Here is a 19,885-nt window from a genome sequence, read left to right on the forward strand (position 1 = left end):
CTCGAATGCTGACCTCGTGTCATGTCCGGTCAGTCGAACGCGAGCATCCGCTCGATCACCCGCGCCACACCGTCGTCGTCGTTCGACGCTGCGGTCTCGTCCGCGGCGTCCTGCACGACGTCGTCGGCTCCGGCCATCGCGACGCCGTGACCGGCCCACCGGAGCATCTCGACATCGTTGAGGGCATCGCCGAAGGCGACCACACCGGTGCGGTCGATGCCGAGGTGCTCGCACAGGCGCGCCAATCCCGAGGCCTTCGTGACCCCCTCGGCCATGACCTCGACGAACGGGGCTCCCGAGAGCGTCGCCTCGAAGCCGGTCAGGTCGAGGTCGCGCAACGTCTCGAAGAGCGCGGCCGGCGCGAGTTCAGGATGCCGGATCACGAACTTCAGGCTCGGAGCGGACACGACCTCGTCGAGCGCCACCCCGCCCATCGTCTCGGGGGCGCGCTTGTGGTCGGAGAGGTCGGCGATCTCGGCGTAGCCGTGCTGGGCGACGAACGTCTCGCCGCCCTCTCGCACGCTCGCGAACAGCAGGCCGGGGATGCTGGCGCGCAGCGCCTCGGCCAGGGGGCGGATGGTCTCTGCCGGAAGCTCTTCGGCGAACAGCATCCGTCCGTCGACGAGGTGCGTCGCATAGGCGCCGTTGCTGCACAGTGCCCATCCGTCGAAACCCGCTCCACCGGCGAGAGCCCGCAGCCCGATCGGCTGGCGCGCCGTGACGGGGACGACGTGGATGCCGCGGGCTCGCGCGGCGTCGAGCGCCGCTCGGGTGCGGGTGCTCACCTCGGATGCCGTCGTCAGCAGCGTGCCGTCGAGGTCGGTCGCGATCAGGCGGAGCGACACGGAAATCAGGAGAAGATCATCGGCAGGTCGTCGTCGTCCTCAGCGCCACCGCCGAGATCGAACTCCACCACGACCGGCACATGGTCGCTGGGCTGCTCGCCCTTGCGCTCGTCGCGGTGGATCGACGCGCCGGTCACCGCATCTGCAAGCGTCTTCGAGCCGAGCACGAAGTCGATGCGCACACCCTCGTTGCGAGGGAACTTCAGCCGCTGGTAGTCCCAGTACGTGAAGCCCTCGGGGATCAACGGGCGCACGACGTCGGTGAGTCCCGCATCGGCGAACGCGAAGAAGGCCTGGCGCTCCTCCGGCGAGACGTGCGTGGAGACGCCCTCGACGATGTCGGGGTCGCCGTTGTCCTTGTCGAACGGGATGATGTTGAAGTCGCCGACCAGCGCGAGGGGCAGGTCGGGGTTCGCGGCGAGCTCGGCCGCCGTCGCCTTCTTCAGCTCCTCGAGCCAGTGCAGCTTGTAGGCGTAGTGCGGGTCTCCGAGGGCGCGGCCGTTGGGCACGTACAGGCTCCACACGCGCACGCCGTCGACGAGAACGCCGAGGGCGCGCGCCTCGAGCGGAGCATCCGGACCCTCATGGCCCTTGGCGAAGCCCGGCATGCCGTCGAACGCGGTGCGCACATCGGTGACCGGCAGGCGGCTCGCGATCGCGACGCCGTTCCACTGATTCAGTCCGTGCACCTCGACGTGGTACCCGGCCTCTTCGAACGGCCCGTAGGGGAACTGCTCGGGTTTGCACTTGATCTCCTGCATCGCCAGCACGTCGATGTCCTCACGGACGGCGAACTCGACAGTGCGGGTGACACGGGTGCGGATGGAGTTGACGTTCCAGGTGGCCAAGCGCATGCGTCAAGCCTAGAGCCCACCTCCTACACTGGATGCCGTGACCGCACTCGACGCAGACCGCCAGACCCTCCTCGACCTGATCAAGGACGAGGCCGTGTTCCACGGAGACTTCACCCTCTCGAGCGGCAAGAAGGCGACGTACTACGTCGACATGCGCAAGCTCACCCTCGACCACCGTGCCGCTCCCGCGATCGGTCGCATCATGCTCGATCTGATCGGCGACCTCGATGTGGTCGCGGTCGGAGGTCTGACGCTCGGTGCAGACCCGATCGCGAACTCGGTGCTGCACGCCTCGGTCGCCGCCGACAAGCCGCTCGACGCCTTCGTGGTGCGCAAGGAGCCGAAGGACCACGGCCGCGGCCGTCAGATCGAGGGCGCCGACGTCAAGGGCAAGCGCGTCGTCGTGCTCGAAGACACCTCGACCACCGGCCAGTCCGCGCTCAAGGCCGTCGAGGCCCTGCGCAAGGAGGGTGCCGAGATCGTCGCGGTCGCGGTGATCGTCGACCGCAAGACCGGCGCCCAGGCCGCGATCGAAGCCGAGGGTCTCGAATGGCGTGCCGCCTTCGACCTCGACGACCTCGGACTCGACCCCCAGTGACCCGCTACGCGCTCGCGGTCGACGTCGGCGGCACCAAGATGGAGGCCGCGCTCGTCGATGAGCACGGCACTCTCGTCGACGGCAGTCGTTCGCGTCAGGCGACCGGTCGTGAGGCGACGCTCGATTCGCTGAATCTCGCCGTGGTCGCGATCGTGACGCACGCCCTCGCCGCGCTTCCCGCAGATGCCGAGCTCGTCGGCGCGGGGGCAGGCAGCGCCGGACCGATCGACCGCGGAGCCGGCGCGATCATGCCGGTGAACATGCCGCTCGCCCGCGGCTTCGGTCTCGCAGAGTCGGTGCGCGCCGCGGCATCCGCGGTGCTCGGCCGTGACGTGCCGACGATCATGGGTCATGACGGCGGTGCACTCGCTCTTGCGGAGGCATGGCTCGGTGCGACCCAGGATGCCGGTGCATCACTGTCGATCGTCGTCTCGACCGGCGTCGGCGGAGGATTCGTGGTGAACGGCGCGTACATCCCCGGCGCCACCGGCAACGCCGGGCACCTGGGGCAGGTGCGGCGCGAAGGAGGACTCACGCTCGAAGAGATCGCCTCGGGCCCCGCGAGCGCCGCGTGGGCGCAGCAGCAGGGCTGGGCCGGTGCCACCGGCGAGGACCTGGCGCGGGATGCCGCGGCAGGCGACACCATCGCCCGCGCCGCGATCGAACGTTCCGCGAAGGCCGTCGGCGAGGCTCTCGCTGACGCGGCGACTCTGGTCGACCTCGACGTGGTCGCGATCGGCGGCGGGTTCTCGCGGGTCTCGGCCGACTACATCGACCTCGTGCAGCAGGCCCTCACCGCGAGCGCCGCGCACGAGTACTCGCGTCGCACGCGCGTGGTGCGCTCAGGGCTCGGTGACGAGGGGCCGCTCATCGGCGCTGCGGCGCTCGTCCTGCGCTGAGTCGCGACTCGGCCGCACTCCGCGGGCTGTCTCAGCGGGGCGCGACGATCAGGTGGCGCTGCGGCCCTTCGAGTCGAGCCACCGCGACCTTGAGTTCGGTCGTCTCGGCGGCGACTGCATCGATGCGTGCGGCCAGCCGTTCTTCCACGCCGTCGATTCGTGCGGTGAGTTTCTCTTCCACTCCGTCGATGCGTGCGGTGAGCCTCTGTTCCACTCCGTCGATACGGGCACCGAGTCCGTCGATACGGGCACCGAGTCCGTCGATACGGGCACCGAGCGACGTCTCGCTGCCGACGAGGTCGGCGCGCAAGGCGTCGGTGCGACGGATGCACCAGGCGAAGCCCGCGAACATGAGGCTGCCCTGTGTCAGCAGCAGGCCGACTGCGCTGAGGACGATCGTGATGATCTCGGCGGACACGAACATGCTCCCATTCTGGGGGTGGCGGGTGGAGTCTCGCAGAATGCTACGTGGGAGACGTCCGAGGGCAACGGCGGTGCAGAACATTCGCCGGGCTGCGCGAAGAACGCGATTCAGCACGTGATCGTGCAGAAGAGATCCCGCGTTCCGTTCGCCTCCCTAACAAAACAGCTCTACGCTCGAAGCAGGCGACGGAAGGAACACGCATGCGCGTACTCGGACTGCTCTCGGGCACCTCGCACGACGGCATCGACGTCACGGTCGTGGACTTCGAGGAGAGCGCGGGAGAACTGCGCGGCACCGTGCTGCACGAGGACAGCGTCCCGTATGAGCCCGAACTGCGGGCCCGTCTCCTCGCTGCGCTGCCTCCGGCGCCCACCACGCTCGCCGAGGTCTGCGAGCTCGACACTCTGATCGGCCAGGCCTTCGCCGAGGTCGCGGCCGCCGCATCCGACGCGGTCGGGGGAGTGGATGCCGTGTGCTCGCACGGCCAGACCGTCTTCCACTGGGTCGACGCCCGCCACGCACTGGGCACGCTGCAGATCGGTCAGCCTGCGTGGATCGCCGAGCGCGTGGGCGCGCCGGTCGTGTCGGACGTGCGCATCCGCGACATCGCCGCGGGTGGGCACGGCGCTCCGCTCGTCTCGTTCCTCGACGAGCTCCTGCTCCGCGGTCGCGCGGGGGTCTCGGCGGCGGTGAACCTCGGCGGCATCGCCAACATGACCGTGGTCGGCCCTGACGGGCTGTCGGCCTACGACATCGGCCCGGCGAACGCGCTGGTCGACGCGGTCGTCGTCGCCGAAGGTCTGAACGAGCGCGGGTACGACGCGGATGCCGCCATCGCGCGCACCGGAAAGGTCGACGCCGACCTCCTCTCAGTCCTGCTCGCCGACCCCTATTACGCGCTCTCGCCGCCCAAGAGCACCGGCAAGGAGCACTTCCACCTCGACTACGTGCGCGCGCTCGTCGACCGGGCGCGACCCGGCATCGCGCCGGCAGACCTCATCCGCACCCTCACCGAGCTCACGGTGCGCACGGTCGCCCAGGACGTCCGGGCCGCCGGCATCCGCTTCCTCGCGGTGTCGGGCGGCGGATGCCACAACCCGCTGATCATGCAGGGACTGCGCGAGACGCTTCCCGACGTCGAGGTCGTCCTGGCCGACGAGCTCGGGGCGCCGGTCGACAGCAAGGAGGCGATCCTGTTCGCCCTGATCGGCTGGTGCACCATGCACGGGGTCGCCGCCGTGACGCCCGGTGGCACGGGAGCTCGCGAGCCGCGCATCCTCGGCACGATCACGCCGGGTGTGGGTCCGCTGCGGATGCCGGAGCCGGTCGAGCGCGTGCGCAGCCTGATCTTGGCCTGATCCCGACCTGCGACCGCGATCAGCGCGTGCGGTCGTCGTCGTCCCAGGGGCCTTCCCACCAGCCCGCGCGGCCGCCGCCCTCTCCTCCGCCGCGACGGCGCGAGCGCACGAACTGCACGATGAACACCGTCAGCGTGCTGAGAAGGATCAGGAACACCGCCAGGAACAGCAGGTCCGACTGGTTCATGGGCGCTTCCCCTCCGCGGCATCCGCCACGATCTTGGCGATCCGCGCGGCGCGCGTCTCGGCTCGTTTCGCCGTCGCGATGTGTGTCAGGCCGAACTTCTTGACCGACTTCGGGAAGGCATCCCAGTGCGCGCGCGCAGCGGGCACGGCATCCAGAGCCGCAGTCAGCTCGGGTGGTTCGATGCCCGCCTCCGGACCGTCGAGCATCGTCCATGAGCCGTCGGCCTTCGCGGCGTCGAGCACGCGGATGCCGGCCGGTGCGAGCAACCCGGCGGCCTCGAGATCGACCAGTCGTGCCTTGTTGGTCGCCGCCCAGCCGCTGCCGCGGCGCCGCGGCGAGAACCATTGCCCCACGGTCTGATCGTCGAAGGTGCGCACAGGGCCGTCGATCCAGCCGAAGCACAGCGCCTGCCGCACGGCATCGTCATAGCCGACGCCTCCGACGTCCTTGCCGCGCACGCTCAGAAGCCAGACTCCCGCGGTGCGCTCATGATGCTCCTCGAGCCAGGCGCGCCAGGCCGCCGCATCTTCTGCGACGACCCGCTCACCCTCGTCGAGCGCCCCCATGTCAGTCCTCGTCGAGCGTCGGGATCGAGGCCGTGACCGTGGGCAGCAGGTCGGCGACCGAGTCGACGATCTCGTCGGGGCGGAACGGATACTTCTCGACCTCGGCCTCGTCGCTGATGCCCGTCATCACGAGCACGGTGTGCAGGCCCGCCTCGATGCCGGCGATGATGTCGGTGTCCATGCGGTCGCCGATCATCCCGGTCTTCTTCGAGTGCGCGCCGATCTTGTTGAGCGCCGAACGGAACATCATCGGGTTCGGCTTGCCGACGACGTAGGGCTCCTTGCCCGTGGCCTTGGTGATCAGGGCCGCGATCGCGCCGGTGGCCGGCATCACGCCGTCGGCCGACGGGCCGGTGGCGTCCGGGTTTGTGACGATGAAACGCGCACCCTTGATGATGAGACGGATCGCCTTGGTGATCGCCTCGAACGAGTAGTTGCGGGTCTCGCCGACGACCACGAAGTCGGGGTTCGTCTCGGTCATGATGAACCCGGCCTCGTGCAGCGCGGTGAGGATGCCGGCCTCGCCGATCACGAAGGCCGAGCCGCCGGGCAGCTGCTGCGCGAGGAAGTCGGCGGTCGCGAGAGCCGATGTCCAGATCCGCTCCTCGGGCACGGTCAGGCCACTGGCCCGCAGGCGGGCAGAGAGGTCGCGCGCGGTGAAGATCGAGTTGTTCGTGAGCACCAGGTACGGGATCTCGTTCTGCTCCCACCCGGCCAGCAGCTCGGCGGCTCCGGGGATGGCGTCGTTCTCATGGACGAGCACGCCGTCCATGTCGGTGAGCCAGCATTCGATGTCATCGCGGTGTGCCATGTGCTCAGCCTATTGGCCCGCGGTGACGGGCAGGTGACAGGTTCGGACGAGGTTCTCAGGCGCTGAGCCAGACGACCTCTGCCGCGCCGTCGGGGAGGTCGATCGGGGCGCCGTCCAACGCGATGCCGGATGCCGTGGTGGCCACGGTCGCCGCGACGATCACCCCTGCCGCCTCGAGGGCGCGCAGCAGCTCGGGGTCGCGGTCGTCGACGCGCAGCACGCGACCGACATGCCCGGTCGGGGCATCGGCGAGCAGCACGAAGGGCTCGCGATCGACGACTCCGTCGGCATCCGGGATCGCGTCCCCGTGCGGATCGAAACGTGGCCGCCCCAGGCGAGCGTCGATGCCCTCGAGCAGGCGGTCGCTGATCGTGTGCTCGAGCACCTCGGCTTCGTCGTGCACCTCATCCCAGCCGTAGCCGAACTCCTGCACCAGCCAGGTCTCGATCAGGCGGTGCCGCCGCACCATCGCCAGCGCGCGCTGCGTGCCGGCATCCGTCAGTCGCACCGCGCCGTAGGGAACGTGCGAGACGAGTCCGGCGGCGGCGAGCTTCTTGACCATCTCGGTCACCGACGAGGGAGCGATGCCGAGCTTCGCGGCGAGCACCGAAGGCGTGATCGGCGCATCCTGCCATTCGGTGTGCGCGTAGACGGTCTTGAGGTAGTCGTCTGCTGCCGGGGATGCCACGGGTCCAGCCTAGATCAGGCGTCGCCCTGCTCAGGGGTTGGCGACCTCGACCAGGAGGCCGAACGCGACCTGCCCCGCGAAGAACACGATGAGGAACCCGAGCAGCGCGGCGAAGAGCGACAGGCGCCCGTCGAATCCCTCGATCTCGGCGATGCCGATCTTGCGCGCACGGAAGGCCAGCACGAGGGTCGCGATGCCCAGGGCGAGCTGCACCCAGGGGCCGCCGACGGGCAGCACGGTGGGGAAGGCGACGAGCAGACCGCCGATCACGCCGGTCGCGATTCCGATCCAGGTGAGGATGCGGACGGTACGGCGCGCGGGCTCGGCAGACATGACTTCGAGCCTAATCGCCGACATCGCCTGTGGATCGTCTCAATCGGGTCGGATTCCTTGACGGACACGGCTTGTGCGGGTAGCTTCGAGCGGGCACGGGAAAACGCTATCCGAGTGGGCTTCGGCCCAGAGAAGGATTTCGACGATGAATATCCGACACCGATCGTTCCATGCTGCCGTCGCCGTCACGGCTGTGGGGTGCCTCCTCCTCGGAGGCGCGCAGAGTGCGGGGGCAGCCACCCCGGGACAGGCATCCGGCTCCGCGTCCACGGGCCGCCACGACCCCGCCCCCGCGACCCCTCAGCTCGAAGCCCTCGACCGCGGCCTCGTCGCCGTCTCGACCTCAGACGGGGTCTTCCTCAGCTGGCGGCTGCTCGCGACCGAGGCGGGGGGCGCGACCGCGACCGGTCTCAGCGGACCCGACTTCGCGGTCTACCGCGACGGTGTCAGGATCGCCACCGTCACCGACAGCACGAACTACGCGGATGCCGAGGGCGCGGCCGACTCGGAGTACTCCGTCGTACCTGTGGTGCAGGGCGTCGAGCTGACGGCATCCGCGTCGGCATCCGTCACCGCCTGGGCCGAGGGGCATCACGACCTGCCGCTGCAGAAGCCCGCCGACGGCGTCACGCCGAAGGGCGAGGCGTACACGTACTCGGCGAACGACGTGTCGGTCGGCGACGTCGACGGAGACGGGCAGTACGAGTACGTCGTGAAGTGGGACCCGTCGAACTCGAAGGACGTGTCGCAGCGCGGCTACACGGGCCCGGTCTACCTCGACACGTACGAGCTCGACGGCACGCTGCTGAACCGCCTCGACCTGGGCGTGAACATCCGCGCGGGTGCGCACTACACCCAGTTCCTCGTCTACGACTTCGACGGCGATGGGCGCTCCGAGACGATGCTGAAGACGGCGCCCGGAACCAAGGCGGTGCAGTACGCCGCCGATGGCTCGGTCGCCGCCGAGTCGTACATCACGATGCCCGAGGCCGACGTGGCCGCCGGATACTCGAACGACGACGACTACCGACTCAGCGCCGCCGACTACGAGGCGCACCTGGTCGAGATGTTCCTCGGCTGGAGCGAGCGCGACGAGGTCGTCTCGGGGCAGTGGCCCGCAACCCTCGAAGAGGCGTGGGGCATGCCCGTCACGCACGAGTATCCGCTGTCGCGGGAGAGCGCCGAGGAGCTCGCCGACACGTTCATCGACGTGTACGCGCCGAGCCGCAGCGCGCGCAACCTGCTGCGCGAGTTCGAGGGCTTCATCGTCGACGGCCCGGAGTACCTCACGGTCTTCGACAGCGCGACCGGCGAGGAGCTGCAGACCATCCCGTATCCGACCGAACGCGGCGACGACGGTCTGCTGTGGGGTGACTACGCGATGTCGCGCATCGAGCCGGGCAACCGCGTCGACCGGTTCCTGGCGGGCGTCGGCTACCTCGACGGAGAGCATCCGTCCGCCGTGTTCGCCCGTGGCTACTACACGCGCACGACGGTCACGACGTTCGACTGGGACGGCGAGAACCTCAGCCAGCGCTGGCAGGTCGACAGCGGCCACGCACCCATGACCAACCCCTTCAACGACTCGCCGCACGGACGCGACGGCACGGATCCCGAGTTCGGCACGATCACGACGCAGGGCGATCACTCGCTGAGCCTGGCCGACGTGGATGCGGACGGCAGGCAGGAGCTCGTCTACGGCTCGGCGACGATCGATGACGACGGCAGCCTGCTCTACAGCTCGTTCGACGTGCTGCCCGAGGGCAGTGCGGCTCCCGGTGAGAACGTGCGACTCGGTCACGGAGACGCTCTGCACGTGGCCGACATCGATCCGAGTCGCCCCGGTCTCGAGATCTGGACCGCCCATGAGGGAGCCACGAGTGCGCCCTACGGCTCGGCGATGCGCGACGCGGCGACCGGCGAGACCCTGTTCGGCGCCTACTCGGGGCGCGACACGGGTCGCGCCATGATCGGCGATGTCCGCCCCGACGTGCCGGGCATCGAGGTGTGGTCGAGCATGCCCGGCGGCACCGAGGGCAGCGGACTGCTGAGTGCGACAGGTGAGGTGCTGCAGCCGGAGACCCCGGGCACGAACATGTCGATCCGCTGGGCGGGCGACCTGACGACCCAGATCGTGAACGGGGGCGGCACCCAGACGCCGACGATCGACGACTGGACACGCGGAAACCTGCTCACGGCGACGGGCACGCTCACCAACAACGGCACGAAGGGCAACCCCTCACTCGTCGCCGACGTGCTGGGCGACTGGCGCGAGGAGCTGCTCGTGCGCACCGCGGACTCGAGCGCGCTGCGGTTCTTCACGACCACCGAGCCGACCGTGCACAAGCTCACGACGCTCATGCACGACGTGCAGTACCGCGTCGAGACCGCTCGGCAGCAGACGACGTACAACCAGCCGGCCTACACGTCGTACTACCTGGCGAGCGATCTCGACTGGGCGGACGTCCCGGTGCTGACGGCACCCGTGACGCCGAAGGCGCCGACCGTCAAGGACCGTCCCGGCACGGCCCATGACGAGGTGCAGGTGCCGAAGAACGTCGCGGGCGTGACCTACTACGTGAACGGCGAGGAGGTCACGTCGCGCAACGGCAAGGTGCGCGTCTCGGGTGAGGCGACGGTCGTCGCCGTACCCGACAGCGGATATCGCATCGCCGACGGTGCCGAATCGGTGTGGACGGAGACCCTGCGCGGGCGCTGACGCCTGCGGCGACAGGACGCCGCCCCGAGCCGACTCTTCCCGTGCCGGCTCGGGGCGGTTCTGTGTGTGGATGCCTGCGTGCGGAGGTGCAGATCAGGCGCCGGTGAGCACCAGCCAGAGCAGGGCGCCGTTGAGGGCGATGAGAAGAACGGATGCCAGGATGCCGGCGGCCGTGGTCCAGGTGCGGTTGACCCAGACGCCGAGGGTGCGCTTCTGCGCGGTGAGCGCGACGAGCGGGATCAGCGCGAACGGGATGCCGAACGACAGCACCACCTGGCTGAGCACGAGCGCCAGGGTGGGGTCGACGCCGATGCCGAGGATCACGAGCGCAGGGATGAGCGTCACCAGGCGGCGCGCCAGCAGCGGGATGCGCACGTGCAGCAGGCCGTGCATGATCTCCGCTCCCGCATACGCGCCCACCGAGGTCGAGGCGAGTCCTGAGGCGAGCAATCCGACGGCGAAGAAGGTGGCGACGACCGGGCCGAGCCCTGCGGCCAGCGCGGCGTGGGCGCCCTCGAGGGAGTCGGTTCCGTCGACGCCGGCGAGGTTGGCGGCGGCGAGCAGCAGGATGCCGAGGTTCACCGTGCCGGCGATCAGCATCGCGATCGACACGTCCCAGCGGGTCGCGGTGAGCAGGCGCCGGATGCGCGAGGTCTCGGTGCGCACGGCCTCGGTCGGGGCGTGCGATGCCGCTGACCCGAACCTGTCGCGCGTCAGCGACGAGTGGGCATAGATCGCGTGGGGCATGATCGTCGCCCCCAGGATGGATGCGGCGAGCAGCACTGAGCCGGTGTCCTCGAAGCGGGGCACGAGTCCGGCGACCACGCCCGCAGGGTCGGGCGGTGCGACGAAGAGCCCGGCCACGAAGCCGACGGTGATGATCAGCATGAGTCCGATGATCACGAACTCGAAGGGGCGGGCGCCGCGACGACTCTGCACCGCGAGCAGGATCATCGACACGGCGCCGGTGATGACACCGCCGAGCAGCAGCGGAATGTCGAAGAGCAGGTAGAGCGCGACGGCGCCGCCGATGACCTCGGCGAGATCGGTGGCCATCGCGACGAGCTCGGCCTGCAGCCAGTACGCCCGACGCGCCCAGGGCTTGGTGAGGCGCGTGCCCAGAACCTCGGGCAGGCTCTGTCCGGTGACCACGCCGAGTTTCGCGGACAGGTACTGGATCAGCCACGCCATGACATTGCCCGCGACCACGACCCAGACCAGCAGGTAGCCGTACTGGGCGCCTGCGGTCATGTTGCTCGCGACGTTGCCCGGGTCGAGGTAGGCGACCCCCGCGACGAGGGCGGGCCCGAGCAGCCAGAGGCTACGTGGCGGGGCGGCGCTCGCAGCCTTCGCTATCGGGGCGTCGTCGATCGTGGAATTTTTAGGCATGCCGAAATCGTAGCGGATTTTTCGGTGTACCTAAATATCGATCGAGGACGTGGCGGATACGCTGGCCGGATGGATGAGCAGCCGGCCCAGGACCACCCGGACTCCGGCGACGCATCGCCGCAGCCTGGATACGGGGTCGGCCCGTGGCCGGGCGGCGAATCCGAATGGCCCCAGGGGGAGCAGTACGACCCCGACCTGCTCGCGGTCGGCGACACCCGCAACGTGATCGATCGCTACCGCTACTGGCGGATGGAGGCGATCGTCGCCGACCTCGACACCCGACGGCATCCGTTTCACGTCGCCATCGAGAACTGGCAGCACGACATGAACATCGGCTCGATCGTGCGCAGCGCCAATGCCTTCCTGGCCGAGACCGTGCACATCATCGGCCGTCGCCGCTGGAACAAACGCGGTGCCATGGTCACCGACCGGTACCAGCATGTCGTGCACCACGAAGACGTCGAGACCTTCGCTGCATGGGCGGCGGACGAAGGCATCCCGATCATCGCGGTCGACAACGTCGACGGCGCGGTGCCCGTGGATCGCGCCGAGCTGCCGCAGAGCTGCGTGCTGCTGTTCGGGCAGGAGGGGCCGGGTCTGTCGGACGCTGCGCTCGCCGCGGCATCCGCGCACATCGAGATCACGCAATACGGTTCGACCCGATCGATCAACGCGAGTGCGGCAGCCGCCGTGATCATGTACGAATGGTGCCGGAGACACGCGGGCTGACGGGTCCCGCGCGCTTCCGGCCCTCGGGCGTCAGTCCCTGTCGATCCCGAAGGTGTTCCGGTAGAGCGCGGTCACATCACGGTCGAGTGTGTCGATCCGGTGATGAACGCTCCGGATCTCGGTCTTCACGACGTGGATGAACAGCGTCGACACGACCGTGACCATGCCGAACATCGTCGCGGCGAAGACGCCGATCAGCACCCACACCTGAGGTTCGTTCATGGTCAGCACGCTCCGATTCTCGTTCGCTCGGAACGAGAATGCCAGGCCTGGGCCGGCCCACTTCGCCGAGATTCCGGGATACGTGGAGAACCTCGGATCGCGACGGATCGTGCAGGGCTAGACGCCGGCCGAGATCCAGCGCCCCGAACGCACGCGCCAGCCGAGAGTGCCGAGTCGTGCGAGCAGGTAGACGCCGAAGAACGCGACCGCGAGCCAGATCAGCCCGGCGGCCCCGTCGACGCCGGTCGCCGCGATGATCCACAGCGCGGGCAGGAACGGAAGCAGGTTGAGCCCGCCGGCGATCGCGAGGTACCGCGCATCGTTCGCGCCCATCAGCACACCGTCGAGCACGAACACGACACCCGCGATCGGCTGCGCGACGGCGAGGATCAGGAGCGCCGGCTGCACGAGAGTCGCGACCGCCGGGTCGCCGGTGAACACGATGCCGAGCACGCCCGAGAGAGCCGCGATGAGCGCGCCCACCGCGACGCCGAACCAGGCGCCCCAGGCGACCGTGCGCCGGAGGACCCGATGCACCTGCCGCTCGTCACCCGCGCCCAGCTCCTTGCCGATCAGCGCCTGCGCGGCGATGGCCAGGGCATCGAGCGCGAAGGCCGCCGCCGAGAAGATCGTGAAGACGATCTGCCATCCGGCGAGCTCTCTCGTGCCCAGGCCCGTGGCGACGGCGACCGTCACCAGCAGTGCCGCCCGCAGACTCACGGTGCGCAGGAACAGCCAGCCACCCGAACGCGCGGTGCTGCCCATGCCCTCGCGCCGAGCGCGCAGCGAGGCGTCATGCGTCGCGGCGAGCCGGCGGATCACCAGCACGTACGCGCCGACCATGCCCCACTGCGCCACGACGGTTCCCGCTGCGGAACCGGCGATGCCCCAGCCGAGGCCGTAGATGAAGAGCACGTTGAGCAGGGCGTTAGCGCCGAAGCCGAGACCGGCGATCCACAGCGGGGTCACCGTGTCCTGCATCCCGCGGAGGAGCCCGGTCGCGGCGAAGACGATGAGCATCGCCGGCAGGCCCCACATCGACACCACGAGGTAGGCGTTCGCGTCGGCCGCGACCGCCTCGCTCGCGCCGAACAGCGACACCAGCCACGGTGACGACGCGGCGCCGGCGGCGGCGAGCACCGCTCCGATCGCGAGGGCGAGCCACATGCCGTTGATGCCGACCGAGACGGCTTCACCCGGGCGGCCGGCGCCGAAGAGCCGCGCGACCGCCGGGGTGGTCGAATAGGCGAGGAAGACCATGAGGCCGACGATCGTCTGCAGCACGGCTCCCGCGATCCCGAGACCGGCGAGCGGGGTCGTGCCGAGGTGGCCGACGAGCGCGGCGTCGACGATGAGGAAGGCCGGCTCGGCGATCAGAGCGCCGAGGGCGGGGACGGCGAGGCGCAGGATCTCGCGGTTGAGAGTGCGCTCGGTCATCCTCCGAGCCTATTGGGTGACGGTGGCGCCGAGACGGTCCCGGATCGGGGGCGACGGAGCCCCGCCGCCCCTCCGGTCGTACCCTGGAAGAACCGGATGCCACGGAGGTGCGTCATGACGGATCCGAGAGAGGCCGCGGCGAGATACCGCGCGCAGCAGCAGGGCGATGCCGAGGAGGACGTCGGGGCGGCTCCCGGGTTCGCGGCGGCCGTCGATCAGGCCGCGTTCATCGAGACCGCGATCCAGGTCGCGATCCGCCGGGGCGACTTCGACGATCTGCCCGGTGCGGGCAAGCCCCTGGAAGGACTCGGCACGCATCACGACCCGGACTGGTGGATCCGACGCAAGATCCAGCAGGAGAACCTCACCGGCCTCGGCCCGCCGGCGATCCTGCTGCGCACCGAGGACCGCGAACTCGACGACCAGCTCGACCTGCTCGGCCGCGAAGCCGACGTGTGCGATGTGCTCGTGGACTTCAACAGGCGTGTGATCGAGGCCCGCCGTCAGCTGCAGGGGGGTCCTCCGGTGGTCACGGAACCGCGCGACGTCGACGCCGCGGTCGTCGCGTGGCGCGAGCGGCGTGCGGCGCGGCTCGCCGCGCGCGCCGCTGCGGTGCCGGAGCAGCCGCGGCGTCGCCGCTTCGGTCTGCGACGCAAGGCCTGAGCATCCGGCGATCCCACCCGAATGTCGGAGCGCCGCATAGGCTGGTCGCATGACTGACGTGCTTCCCTCCGGCCTCGAGACCTCCGAGTTCAGCTCCGACATCCGTCCGCAGGACGATCTCTATCGTCACGTCAACGGCGCATGGCTCGCGCGCACCGAGATCCCGGGCGACAAGGCCCGCTGGGGATCGTTCCACCTGCTCGCCGAGCAGGCTGAGAAAGACGTCCGCGCGATCATCGAGGAGTCGCAGGATGCCGAGGGCGGCACCCTCGCCCGCAAGATCGGCGATCTGTTCGCCAGCTTCATGGACACCGAGCGCATCGCCGCCGCCGGAGTCACGCCGCTCGCCGAGACGCTCGCCGAGATCGCCGAGATCGACAGCATCCCGGCATTCCTCCGCACCGTCGGGGCCTACGACCGCGACGGCCGCGCCCACCTGATCGGCTTCTACGTCGACGGCGACCCCGGCGACCCCGAGCGCTACCTGCCCGTCATCGTGCAGTCGGGTCTGTCGCTGCCCGACGAGAGCTACTTCCGCCTCGACACCTTCGCCGAGACGCGTGCGGCGTACCGTGCGCACCTCGAGCGCCTGCTGACCCTCGCCGAGATCCCTGACGCGGTCGCGACCGCCGACCGCGCGATCGCCCTCGAGACCGAGCTGGCCGGCCACCACTGGGACAATGTGCGCAGCCGCGACGCGGTCGCCACCTACAACCTGAAGACCTGGGCAGAGATCCAGCAGCTCGCCGGCGTCGACCTCGAGCCGTGGCGTGACGCGGTCGCCCCCGCCCACCCCGAGGCGTTCGCTGAGGTCGTCGTCTCGCAGCCGAGCTTCCTCGAAGGGCTCGGCTCGCTGCTCGTCGCCGAGCGTCTCGACGACTGGAAGGCATGGCTGCGCGCGCAGGTCGTGCACGCGGCGGCGCCGTACCTCACCGACGACGTCGTGCAGGAGAACTTCTCGTTCTACGGCACCGAACTCACCGGCGTCCCGTCGATCCGCGAGCGCTGGAAGCGCGGCGTCTCGGTCACCGAGAGCGCGCTGAGCGAGGCGATCGGCAAGGTCTACGTGGAGCGCCACTACCCGCCGACGGCGAAGGCCGCGATGGACGAGCTCGTCGCGAATCTCATCGAGGCCTACCGTCGCAGCATCACCGACCTCGAGTGGATGACGGCCGAGACCCGCGAGCGCGCCCTCGCGAAGCTCGACTCGTTCACCCCCAAGATCGGCCACCCCACGGTCTGGCGCGACTACTCGACGCTCGAGATCGACCGCGACGATCTGTTCGGCAACGTGCGCCGCGCGGCGATCTTCGAGCACGACCGCAACGTCGCGAAGGTCGGCAGGCCCATCGATCGTGACGAGTGGCACATGCCTCCGCAGATGGTCAATGCCTACTACAACCCGTCGATGAACGAGATCGTCTTCCCCGCGGCGATCCTGCAGTACCCGTTCTTCGACGTCTCGCGTGATGCCGCCGCGAACTACGGTGGAATCGGCGCGGTCATCGGTCACGAGATCGGTCATGGCTTCGACGACCAGGGCAGCCGCTACGACGGGGCCGGCAAGCTCGAGGACTGGTGGACGGATGCCGACCGCTCGGCGTTCGAGGAGCGCACGAAGGCTCTCATCGCCCAGTACGACGAGCTCGTGCCCGAAGGGCTCGACGCCGCGCACCACGTCAACGGTGCCCTCACGATCGGTGAGAACATCGGCGACCTCGGTGGTCTCGGCATCGCGCTGAAGGCCTACGAGCTCTCGCTCGACGGCGCAGAGGCCCCGGTCATCGACGGATACACGGGCGTGCAGCGCCTGCTGCTGTCGTGGGCGCAGGTGTGGCAGCAGAAGAGCCGCGACGCCGAGACGCTGCGTCTGCTCACGATCGACCCGCACTCGCCCAACGAGTTCCGCTGCAACCAGATCGTCCGCAACATCGATGCGTTCTACGATGCGTTCGGCGTCAGCGAGTCCGACGCGCTCTGGCTGCCGCGGGAGTCGCGCGTCACGATCTGGTGACCCGTTCGTCGTGATCGACCGCGTGGGAGGGGAGGAGCCCTACGGCGTCCGGAATGACGATCCGTTGACCGTATACCGGAGTGCATAGGGCATCCTCACCTGGCGGGGTTACGATATCCGTGCTGCGGCGGATGGACCCCGCGGTATCCCGCCAATCCCCTCCCCCTCCTAAGGATCACGCGTGGGCGCTTCCGAGCCTGTCGATGGGCCGCCTCTGGCCTCGCTGCGCCGCTCTCAGCGGACGAGCCGACGGCTGCCGCGCCGTGCGGCGGTCGGGCGTCGGTCGTTCACCGCCGCGACGCGAGCGCTGGAACAGCTCGTCGAGTCGGGTGCTCAGGTGTCGGTGCATGTCGTCGACCTCGACACCCATGTGCACGTGCTGTCCGGAGACGACCACGTCACGATGCCGGTCGGCGGGCTCGGAGTCGTGCCTCTGCTCATCGAGGTCGCGGCCGGCTTCGCATCGGGTTCCCTCGACCCGCTCGAGATCGTCGAGCGCAGCACGGTCGCCCCGGTCTCGACGGCCGGTGTGTGGCGGCATCTGCACGCACCGGCTCTGCCGCTCGAAGACCTCGCTGTCCTCGCGGCGACGTCGGGCGACCCGATCGCGATCAACGCACTGCTGCAGAAGGTCGGTCACGACCGCGTCCGCGACCGGATCGAGGACCTGGGTCTGCGTCGCACAGCGCTGCTCGACCGGTTCCGCGACGAGCGGGGTCCGGATGACGCCCCGCAGGTCGCGGTGGGGTCTGCCCGAGAACTCGCGGGGCTGTTCTCGGCCCTCGTGAACTCGCAAGTGGTCGATGCGCCGGTCAGCGCCCAGGTGTCGGAATGGCTGAGCCTGAATCAGGACCTCAGTCTCGTCGCGGCCGCCACGGGACTCGACCCCTTCGCACACGACCACGACGCGCACGGCCTGCTCTTCATCAACAAGACCGGCCGCGATCGTGGCGTGCGAGCCGAGGCGGGCGTGCTCGCGGGGCCGAGGGCGGGCATCGCCTACTCGCTGATCGTCTGCTTCGACGACCTGTCGATCACGCATCGTCTGCGCGCCCACGACGCGTTCCGCGTGCTGGGCGTCGAGCTCATGGAGTACACGCACTGAGCGAACCGCTGCCGAGCGCGCCACGACTGCGCGAGCCACGGCTGAGCGCGCCACGACTACGCGCCACGACCGCGCGCGCCACGATCCAGCGCGCCGACGATCGGTAGCATCGGGTGATGCCCCGCCCCGACTGGACCCCGCATCGACGTGATGACCGTGAACTGCTCGGATGGATCCATCCCGACGGCGACGGGTGGGTGGCCGTCGACGTGCTCGGTCGCTCGGCATCCGGTCGCACGGAGTGGCTCGACGCAGAGGCCGCGCTCGAGGAGCGAGGCATCGCGTGGCTCGCCGACTCGTGGATTCTCGAGGGCGACGAGGGCGACGAGGGCGACGAGGGCGACGAGGACGACGAGAGCAGACCGCTGCGCGTACGCATCCTCGAGGTCACTCCCGACGACGACGGCGTTCCCGGGCGCATCGTCGTGAAGGTCGACGACTTCGGCGACGTCACCCGCCCGCCGGTGCAGCAGATCGTGCTCGACTGGCCGATTCCCGAGCGGCTGCGTCAGCCGCTGCCGACGGATCCCGATCCGCGGGTGATCTGAAGCGACGTCGCGCCCGAGGTCATCCGGGCAGCGACGGGTGCTGTTCGGCAGACCGCTGTCGGGGGATGAACAGCGACAGCACCAGGGCGACGATGCCCGCGGCGATGGCGAGCCAGAAGCACAGATCGAACGCTGCGCGCGTGGGCACCGAGACCCCGCCCACGTCGACGCTCATCGCCGCGAGCACGCCGCCCATCACGGCGGATGCGCTCGAGGTTCCGACCGATCGGAAGAGGGCGTTGAGTCCGTTCGAGGCGCCGGTCTCGTTCGCCGGCACCGAGCGCATGATGATCATCGGCATGGCGGCGAACGTGAAGCCGATGCCGACGCCGATCAGCAGGTTGCCGACCAGGATGTGCCACACCTCGGTCGACCACAGCAGCACGAAGACGTAGGCGAGCACGATCGCCCCCGCCCCGACCGTGAAGAGCGGGCGGGGTCCGACTGTGCGCTCGAGGAAGCCGGACAGCGGCGAGATGACCATCATCACGAGGCCCGCGGGCATGATGATGAGCGAGGCCGTGACCATGTCGAGTCCGAAGCCGGCGCCGGCGGACACGGGCCCCTCGAGCAGCTGCGGGAACGTCACGTTCGAGGCGAACAGCGCGAAGCCCATGCCGATCGCGGCGATGTTCGTGAAGAGCACGGCGGGGCGGGCCGCGACCCGCAGGTCGAGCAGCGGGTCCTTCGTGCGCAGCTGGTACCAGCCCCAGATCAGCAGCACCCCCACTCCGCCGATGATGCAGGTGAGGGTCAGCGGTGCCGTCCACCCCCACTCGGCTCCGCGGGAGACGAACAGCAGGATGCCGGTGAGTCCGATCGCGAGGCCGATCGCGCCCAGCACGTCGAGGCGGCCCGGGAAGCGCAGGACGTCTTCTGGAACGGCGGCGAGCACGAGCAGCAGCCCGGCGACGCCGAGACCGGCCGCGAGCCAGAAGAGCCAGTGCCAGTCGGCGTTCTCGGCGAGCAGGGCGGCGACCGGCATCCCGATCGCGCCGCCCACGCCCATCGTGGCGCTCATCAGCGCCACGGCGGTGCCGAGCCGCTCGGGCGGCAGCACGTCTCGCATGATCGCGATGCCGAGCGGAACGACTCCCGTCACCGCGCCCTGGAGGGCACGCCCGATGATCACCCCGACGATCGATCCCGAGAGCGCCGCGATGACCGACCCCACGATGAGCAGTGACAGCAGCACGATCACGACGCGACGTTTGCCGTACATGTCGCCGAGGCGTCCCGAGATCGGGGTGGCGACCGCGGCGACCAGCAGGGTGATGGTCACCACCCAGGTGGTGTCCTCGCGCGAGGCGTTTAGCAGCCGAGGCAGCTCCGCCTGCAGAGGGACCACGAGTGTGAACATGAACGACGAGCAGAGCCCGGCGAAGGCGAGCACCGCCACGGTCGCCCAGCGGGGGACCTTTCGGGAGAGCCTTCGTCGTGTGCGATCGTCGTTCTCTCCCATCGCTTCAGGCTATCGGCGATCCGGCCCCCGGGCC

The 19,885-nt window shown here is 69.6% G+C and carries 21 protein-coding genes; 9 read left to right on the forward strand and 12 right to left on the reverse strand.

Annotated features, from left to right (window positions below; all coding sequences use genetic code 11):
- Positions 1–29: 29 nt before the first annotated feature.
- Positions 30–845, reverse strand: a complete 816-nt coding sequence (locus IXW21_RS01190; RefSeq protein WP_194762419.1) for a Cof-type HAD-IIB family hydrolase — start codon at positions 843–845, stop codon at positions 30–32.
- Positions 846–850: 5 nt separating this feature from the next.
- Positions 851–1,699 carry an exodeoxyribonuclease III gene (locus IXW21_RS01195; RefSeq protein ID WP_194762420.1) on the reverse strand — a complete coding sequence of 283 codons (849 nt, stop codon included), beginning with the start codon at positions 1,697–1,699 and terminating at the stop codon, positions 851–853.
- A gap of 37 nt (positions 1,700–1,736) precedes the next feature.
- Here IXW21_RS01195 and pyrE point away from each other — a divergent pair, with 37 nt between their 5' ends.
- Both pyrE and IXW21_RS01205 read left to right on the forward strand, forming a co-directional pair.
- Positions 1,737–2,297, forward strand: a complete 561-nt coding sequence (pyrE, locus tag IXW21_RS01200) for an orotate phosphoribosyltransferase (protein WP_042541265.1) — start codon at positions 1,737–1,739, stop codon at positions 2,295–2,297.
- The gene (locus IXW21_RS01205) at positions 2,294–3,196 is read left to right on the forward strand and encodes an ROK family protein (protein WP_194762421.1); all 903 of its coding nucleotides are present in this window, start codon (positions 2,294–2,296) and stop codon (positions 3,194–3,196) included. The genes pyrE and IXW21_RS01205 overlap by 4 nt, the downstream gene beginning before the upstream one ends.
- A 31-nt stretch (positions 3,197–3,227) precedes the next feature.
- On the opposite strand, the gene IXW21_RS01210 is transcribed toward IXW21_RS01205, so the two are convergent.
- A complete protein-coding gene (locus IXW21_RS01210) occupies positions 3,228–3,620 on the reverse strand; it encodes a hypothetical protein (RefSeq protein ID WP_228528029.1) in 393 nt (130 codons plus the stop codon).
- Between the two features lie 200 nt (positions 3,621–3,820).
- Here IXW21_RS01210 and IXW21_RS01215 point away from each other — a divergent pair, with 200 nt between their 5' ends.
- Positions 3,821–4,978, forward strand: coding sequence for an anhydro-N-acetylmuramic acid kinase (locus IXW21_RS01215; RefSeq protein ID WP_194762422.1), 1,158 nt, complete (start codon positions 3,821–3,823; stop codon positions 4,976–4,978).
- A 19-nt stretch (positions 4,979–4,997) separates the two neighbouring features.
- Here IXW21_RS01215 and IXW21_RS01220 read toward each other — a convergent pair whose 3' ends face one another.
- Genes IXW21_RS01220 through IXW21_RS01240 form a run of 5 tightly spaced genes read right to left on the reverse strand, consistent with a single transcriptional unit; the run spans position 4,998 to position 7,563 of the window.
- A complete protein-coding gene (locus tag IXW21_RS01220) occupies positions 4,998–5,165 on the reverse strand; it encodes a hypothetical protein (RefSeq protein WP_194762423.1) in 168 nt (55 codons plus the stop codon).
- Complete coding sequence (locus IXW21_RS01225; protein ID WP_194762424.1) at positions 5,162–5,731, reverse strand: YdeI/OmpD-associated family protein; 570 nt, start codon at positions 5,729–5,731, stop codon at positions 5,162–5,164. Before IXW21_RS01225 ends, IXW21_RS01220 begins: the two co-directional genes overlap by 4 nt.
- Position 5,732: 1 nt before the next feature.
- Positions 5,733–6,542 (reverse strand): HAD-IIA family hydrolase, encoded by an 810-nt coding sequence (locus tag IXW21_RS01230; protein ID WP_194762425.1) that lies wholly within the window; start codon positions 6,540–6,542, stop codon positions 5,733–5,735.
- A gap of 55 nt (positions 6,543–6,597) precedes the next feature.
- Positions 6,598–7,230, reverse strand: a complete 633-nt coding sequence (locus IXW21_RS01235) for a metal-dependent transcriptional regulator (RefSeq protein ID WP_194762426.1) — start codon at positions 7,228–7,230, stop codon at positions 6,598–6,600.
- Between the two features lie 30 nt (positions 7,231–7,260).
- Positions 7,261–7,563: a hypothetical protein gene (locus tag IXW21_RS01240; protein WP_194762427.1), complete on the reverse strand. Its 303-nt coding sequence runs from the start codon at positions 7,561–7,563 to the stop codon at positions 7,261–7,263.
- Positions 7,564–7,708: 145 nt separating this feature from the next.
- Between IXW21_RS01240 and IXW21_RS01245 the strand changes: the two genes are divergently transcribed.
- On the forward strand, positions 7,709–10,282 hold the full coding sequence (locus IXW21_RS01245) for a rhamnogalacturonan lyase (protein WP_194762428.1): 2,574 nt from the start codon (positions 7,709–7,711) through the stop codon (positions 10,280–10,282).
- Positions 10,283–10,375: 93 nt separating this feature from the next.
- On the opposite strand, the gene IXW21_RS01250 is transcribed toward IXW21_RS01245, so the two are convergent.
- Positions 10,376–11,671: an Nramp family divalent metal transporter gene (locus tag IXW21_RS01250; RefSeq protein ID WP_194762429.1), complete on the reverse strand. Its 1,296-nt coding sequence runs from the start codon at positions 11,669–11,671 to the stop codon at positions 10,376–10,378.
- Positions 11,672–11,740: 69 nt separating this feature from the next.
- Here IXW21_RS01250 and IXW21_RS01255 point away from each other — a divergent pair, with 69 nt between their 5' ends.
- Positions 11,741–12,400 carry a TrmH family RNA methyltransferase gene (locus IXW21_RS01255; RefSeq protein ID WP_194762430.1) on the forward strand — a complete coding sequence of 220 codons (660 nt, stop codon included), beginning with the start codon at positions 11,741–11,743 and terminating at the stop codon, positions 12,398–12,400.
- A 30-nt stretch (positions 12,401–12,430) separates the two neighbouring features.
- Here the strand turns inward: IXW21_RS01255 and IXW21_RS01260 are convergent, their stop codons facing one another.
- Positions 12,431–12,622 (reverse strand): hypothetical protein, encoded by a 192-nt coding sequence (locus IXW21_RS01260; RefSeq protein WP_194762431.1) that lies wholly within the window; start codon positions 12,620–12,622, stop codon positions 12,431–12,433.
- Positions 12,623–12,739: 117 nt separating this feature from the next.
- Positions 12,740–14,059 (reverse strand): MATE family efflux transporter, encoded by a 1,320-nt coding sequence (locus IXW21_RS01265; protein ID WP_194762432.1) that lies wholly within the window; start codon positions 14,057–14,059, stop codon positions 12,740–12,742.
- A 114-nt stretch (positions 14,060–14,173) separates the two neighbouring features.
- On the opposite strand from IXW21_RS01265, the gene IXW21_RS01270 reads away from it, so the two are divergent.
- The 4 genes from IXW21_RS01270 (at position 14,174) to IXW21_RS01285 (ending at position 18,389) form a co-directional block, all read left to right on the forward strand.
- Positions 14,174–14,722, forward strand: coding sequence for a DUF1992 domain-containing protein (locus IXW21_RS01270; RefSeq protein WP_228528030.1), 549 nt, complete (start codon positions 14,174–14,176; stop codon positions 14,720–14,722).
- A 49-nt stretch (positions 14,723–14,771) separates the two neighbouring features.
- Positions 14,772–16,736: a M13 family metallopeptidase gene (locus IXW21_RS01275; protein ID WP_194762434.1), complete on the forward strand. Its 1,965-nt coding sequence runs from the start codon at positions 14,772–14,774 to the stop codon at positions 16,734–16,736.
- Between the two features lie 181 nt (positions 16,737–16,917).
- Complete coding sequence (locus IXW21_RS01280) at positions 16,918–17,841, forward strand: serine hydrolase (RefSeq protein ID WP_194762435.1); 924 nt, start codon at positions 16,918–16,920, stop codon at positions 17,839–17,841.
- A 116-nt stretch (positions 17,842–17,957) separates the two neighbouring features.
- The gene (locus IXW21_RS01285) at positions 17,958–18,389 is read left to right on the forward strand and encodes a DUF4357 domain-containing protein (protein ID WP_194762436.1); all 432 of its coding nucleotides are present in this window, start codon (positions 17,958–17,960) and stop codon (positions 18,387–18,389) included.
- Positions 18,390–18,408: 19 nt separating this feature from the next.
- On the opposite strand, the gene IXW21_RS01290 is transcribed toward IXW21_RS01285, so the two are convergent.
- Positions 18,409–19,851 (reverse strand): MFS transporter, encoded by a 1,443-nt coding sequence (locus IXW21_RS01290; RefSeq protein ID WP_194762437.1) that lies wholly within the window; start codon positions 19,849–19,851, stop codon positions 18,409–18,411.
- Between the last annotated feature and the right edge of the window lie 34 nt (positions 19,852–19,885).

The sequence above is a fragment of the Microbacterium sp. UFMG61 genome (assembly GCF_015354505.1).
Classification (GTDB): Bacteria; Actinomycetota; Actinomycetes; order Actinomycetales; family Microbacteriaceae; genus Microbacterium.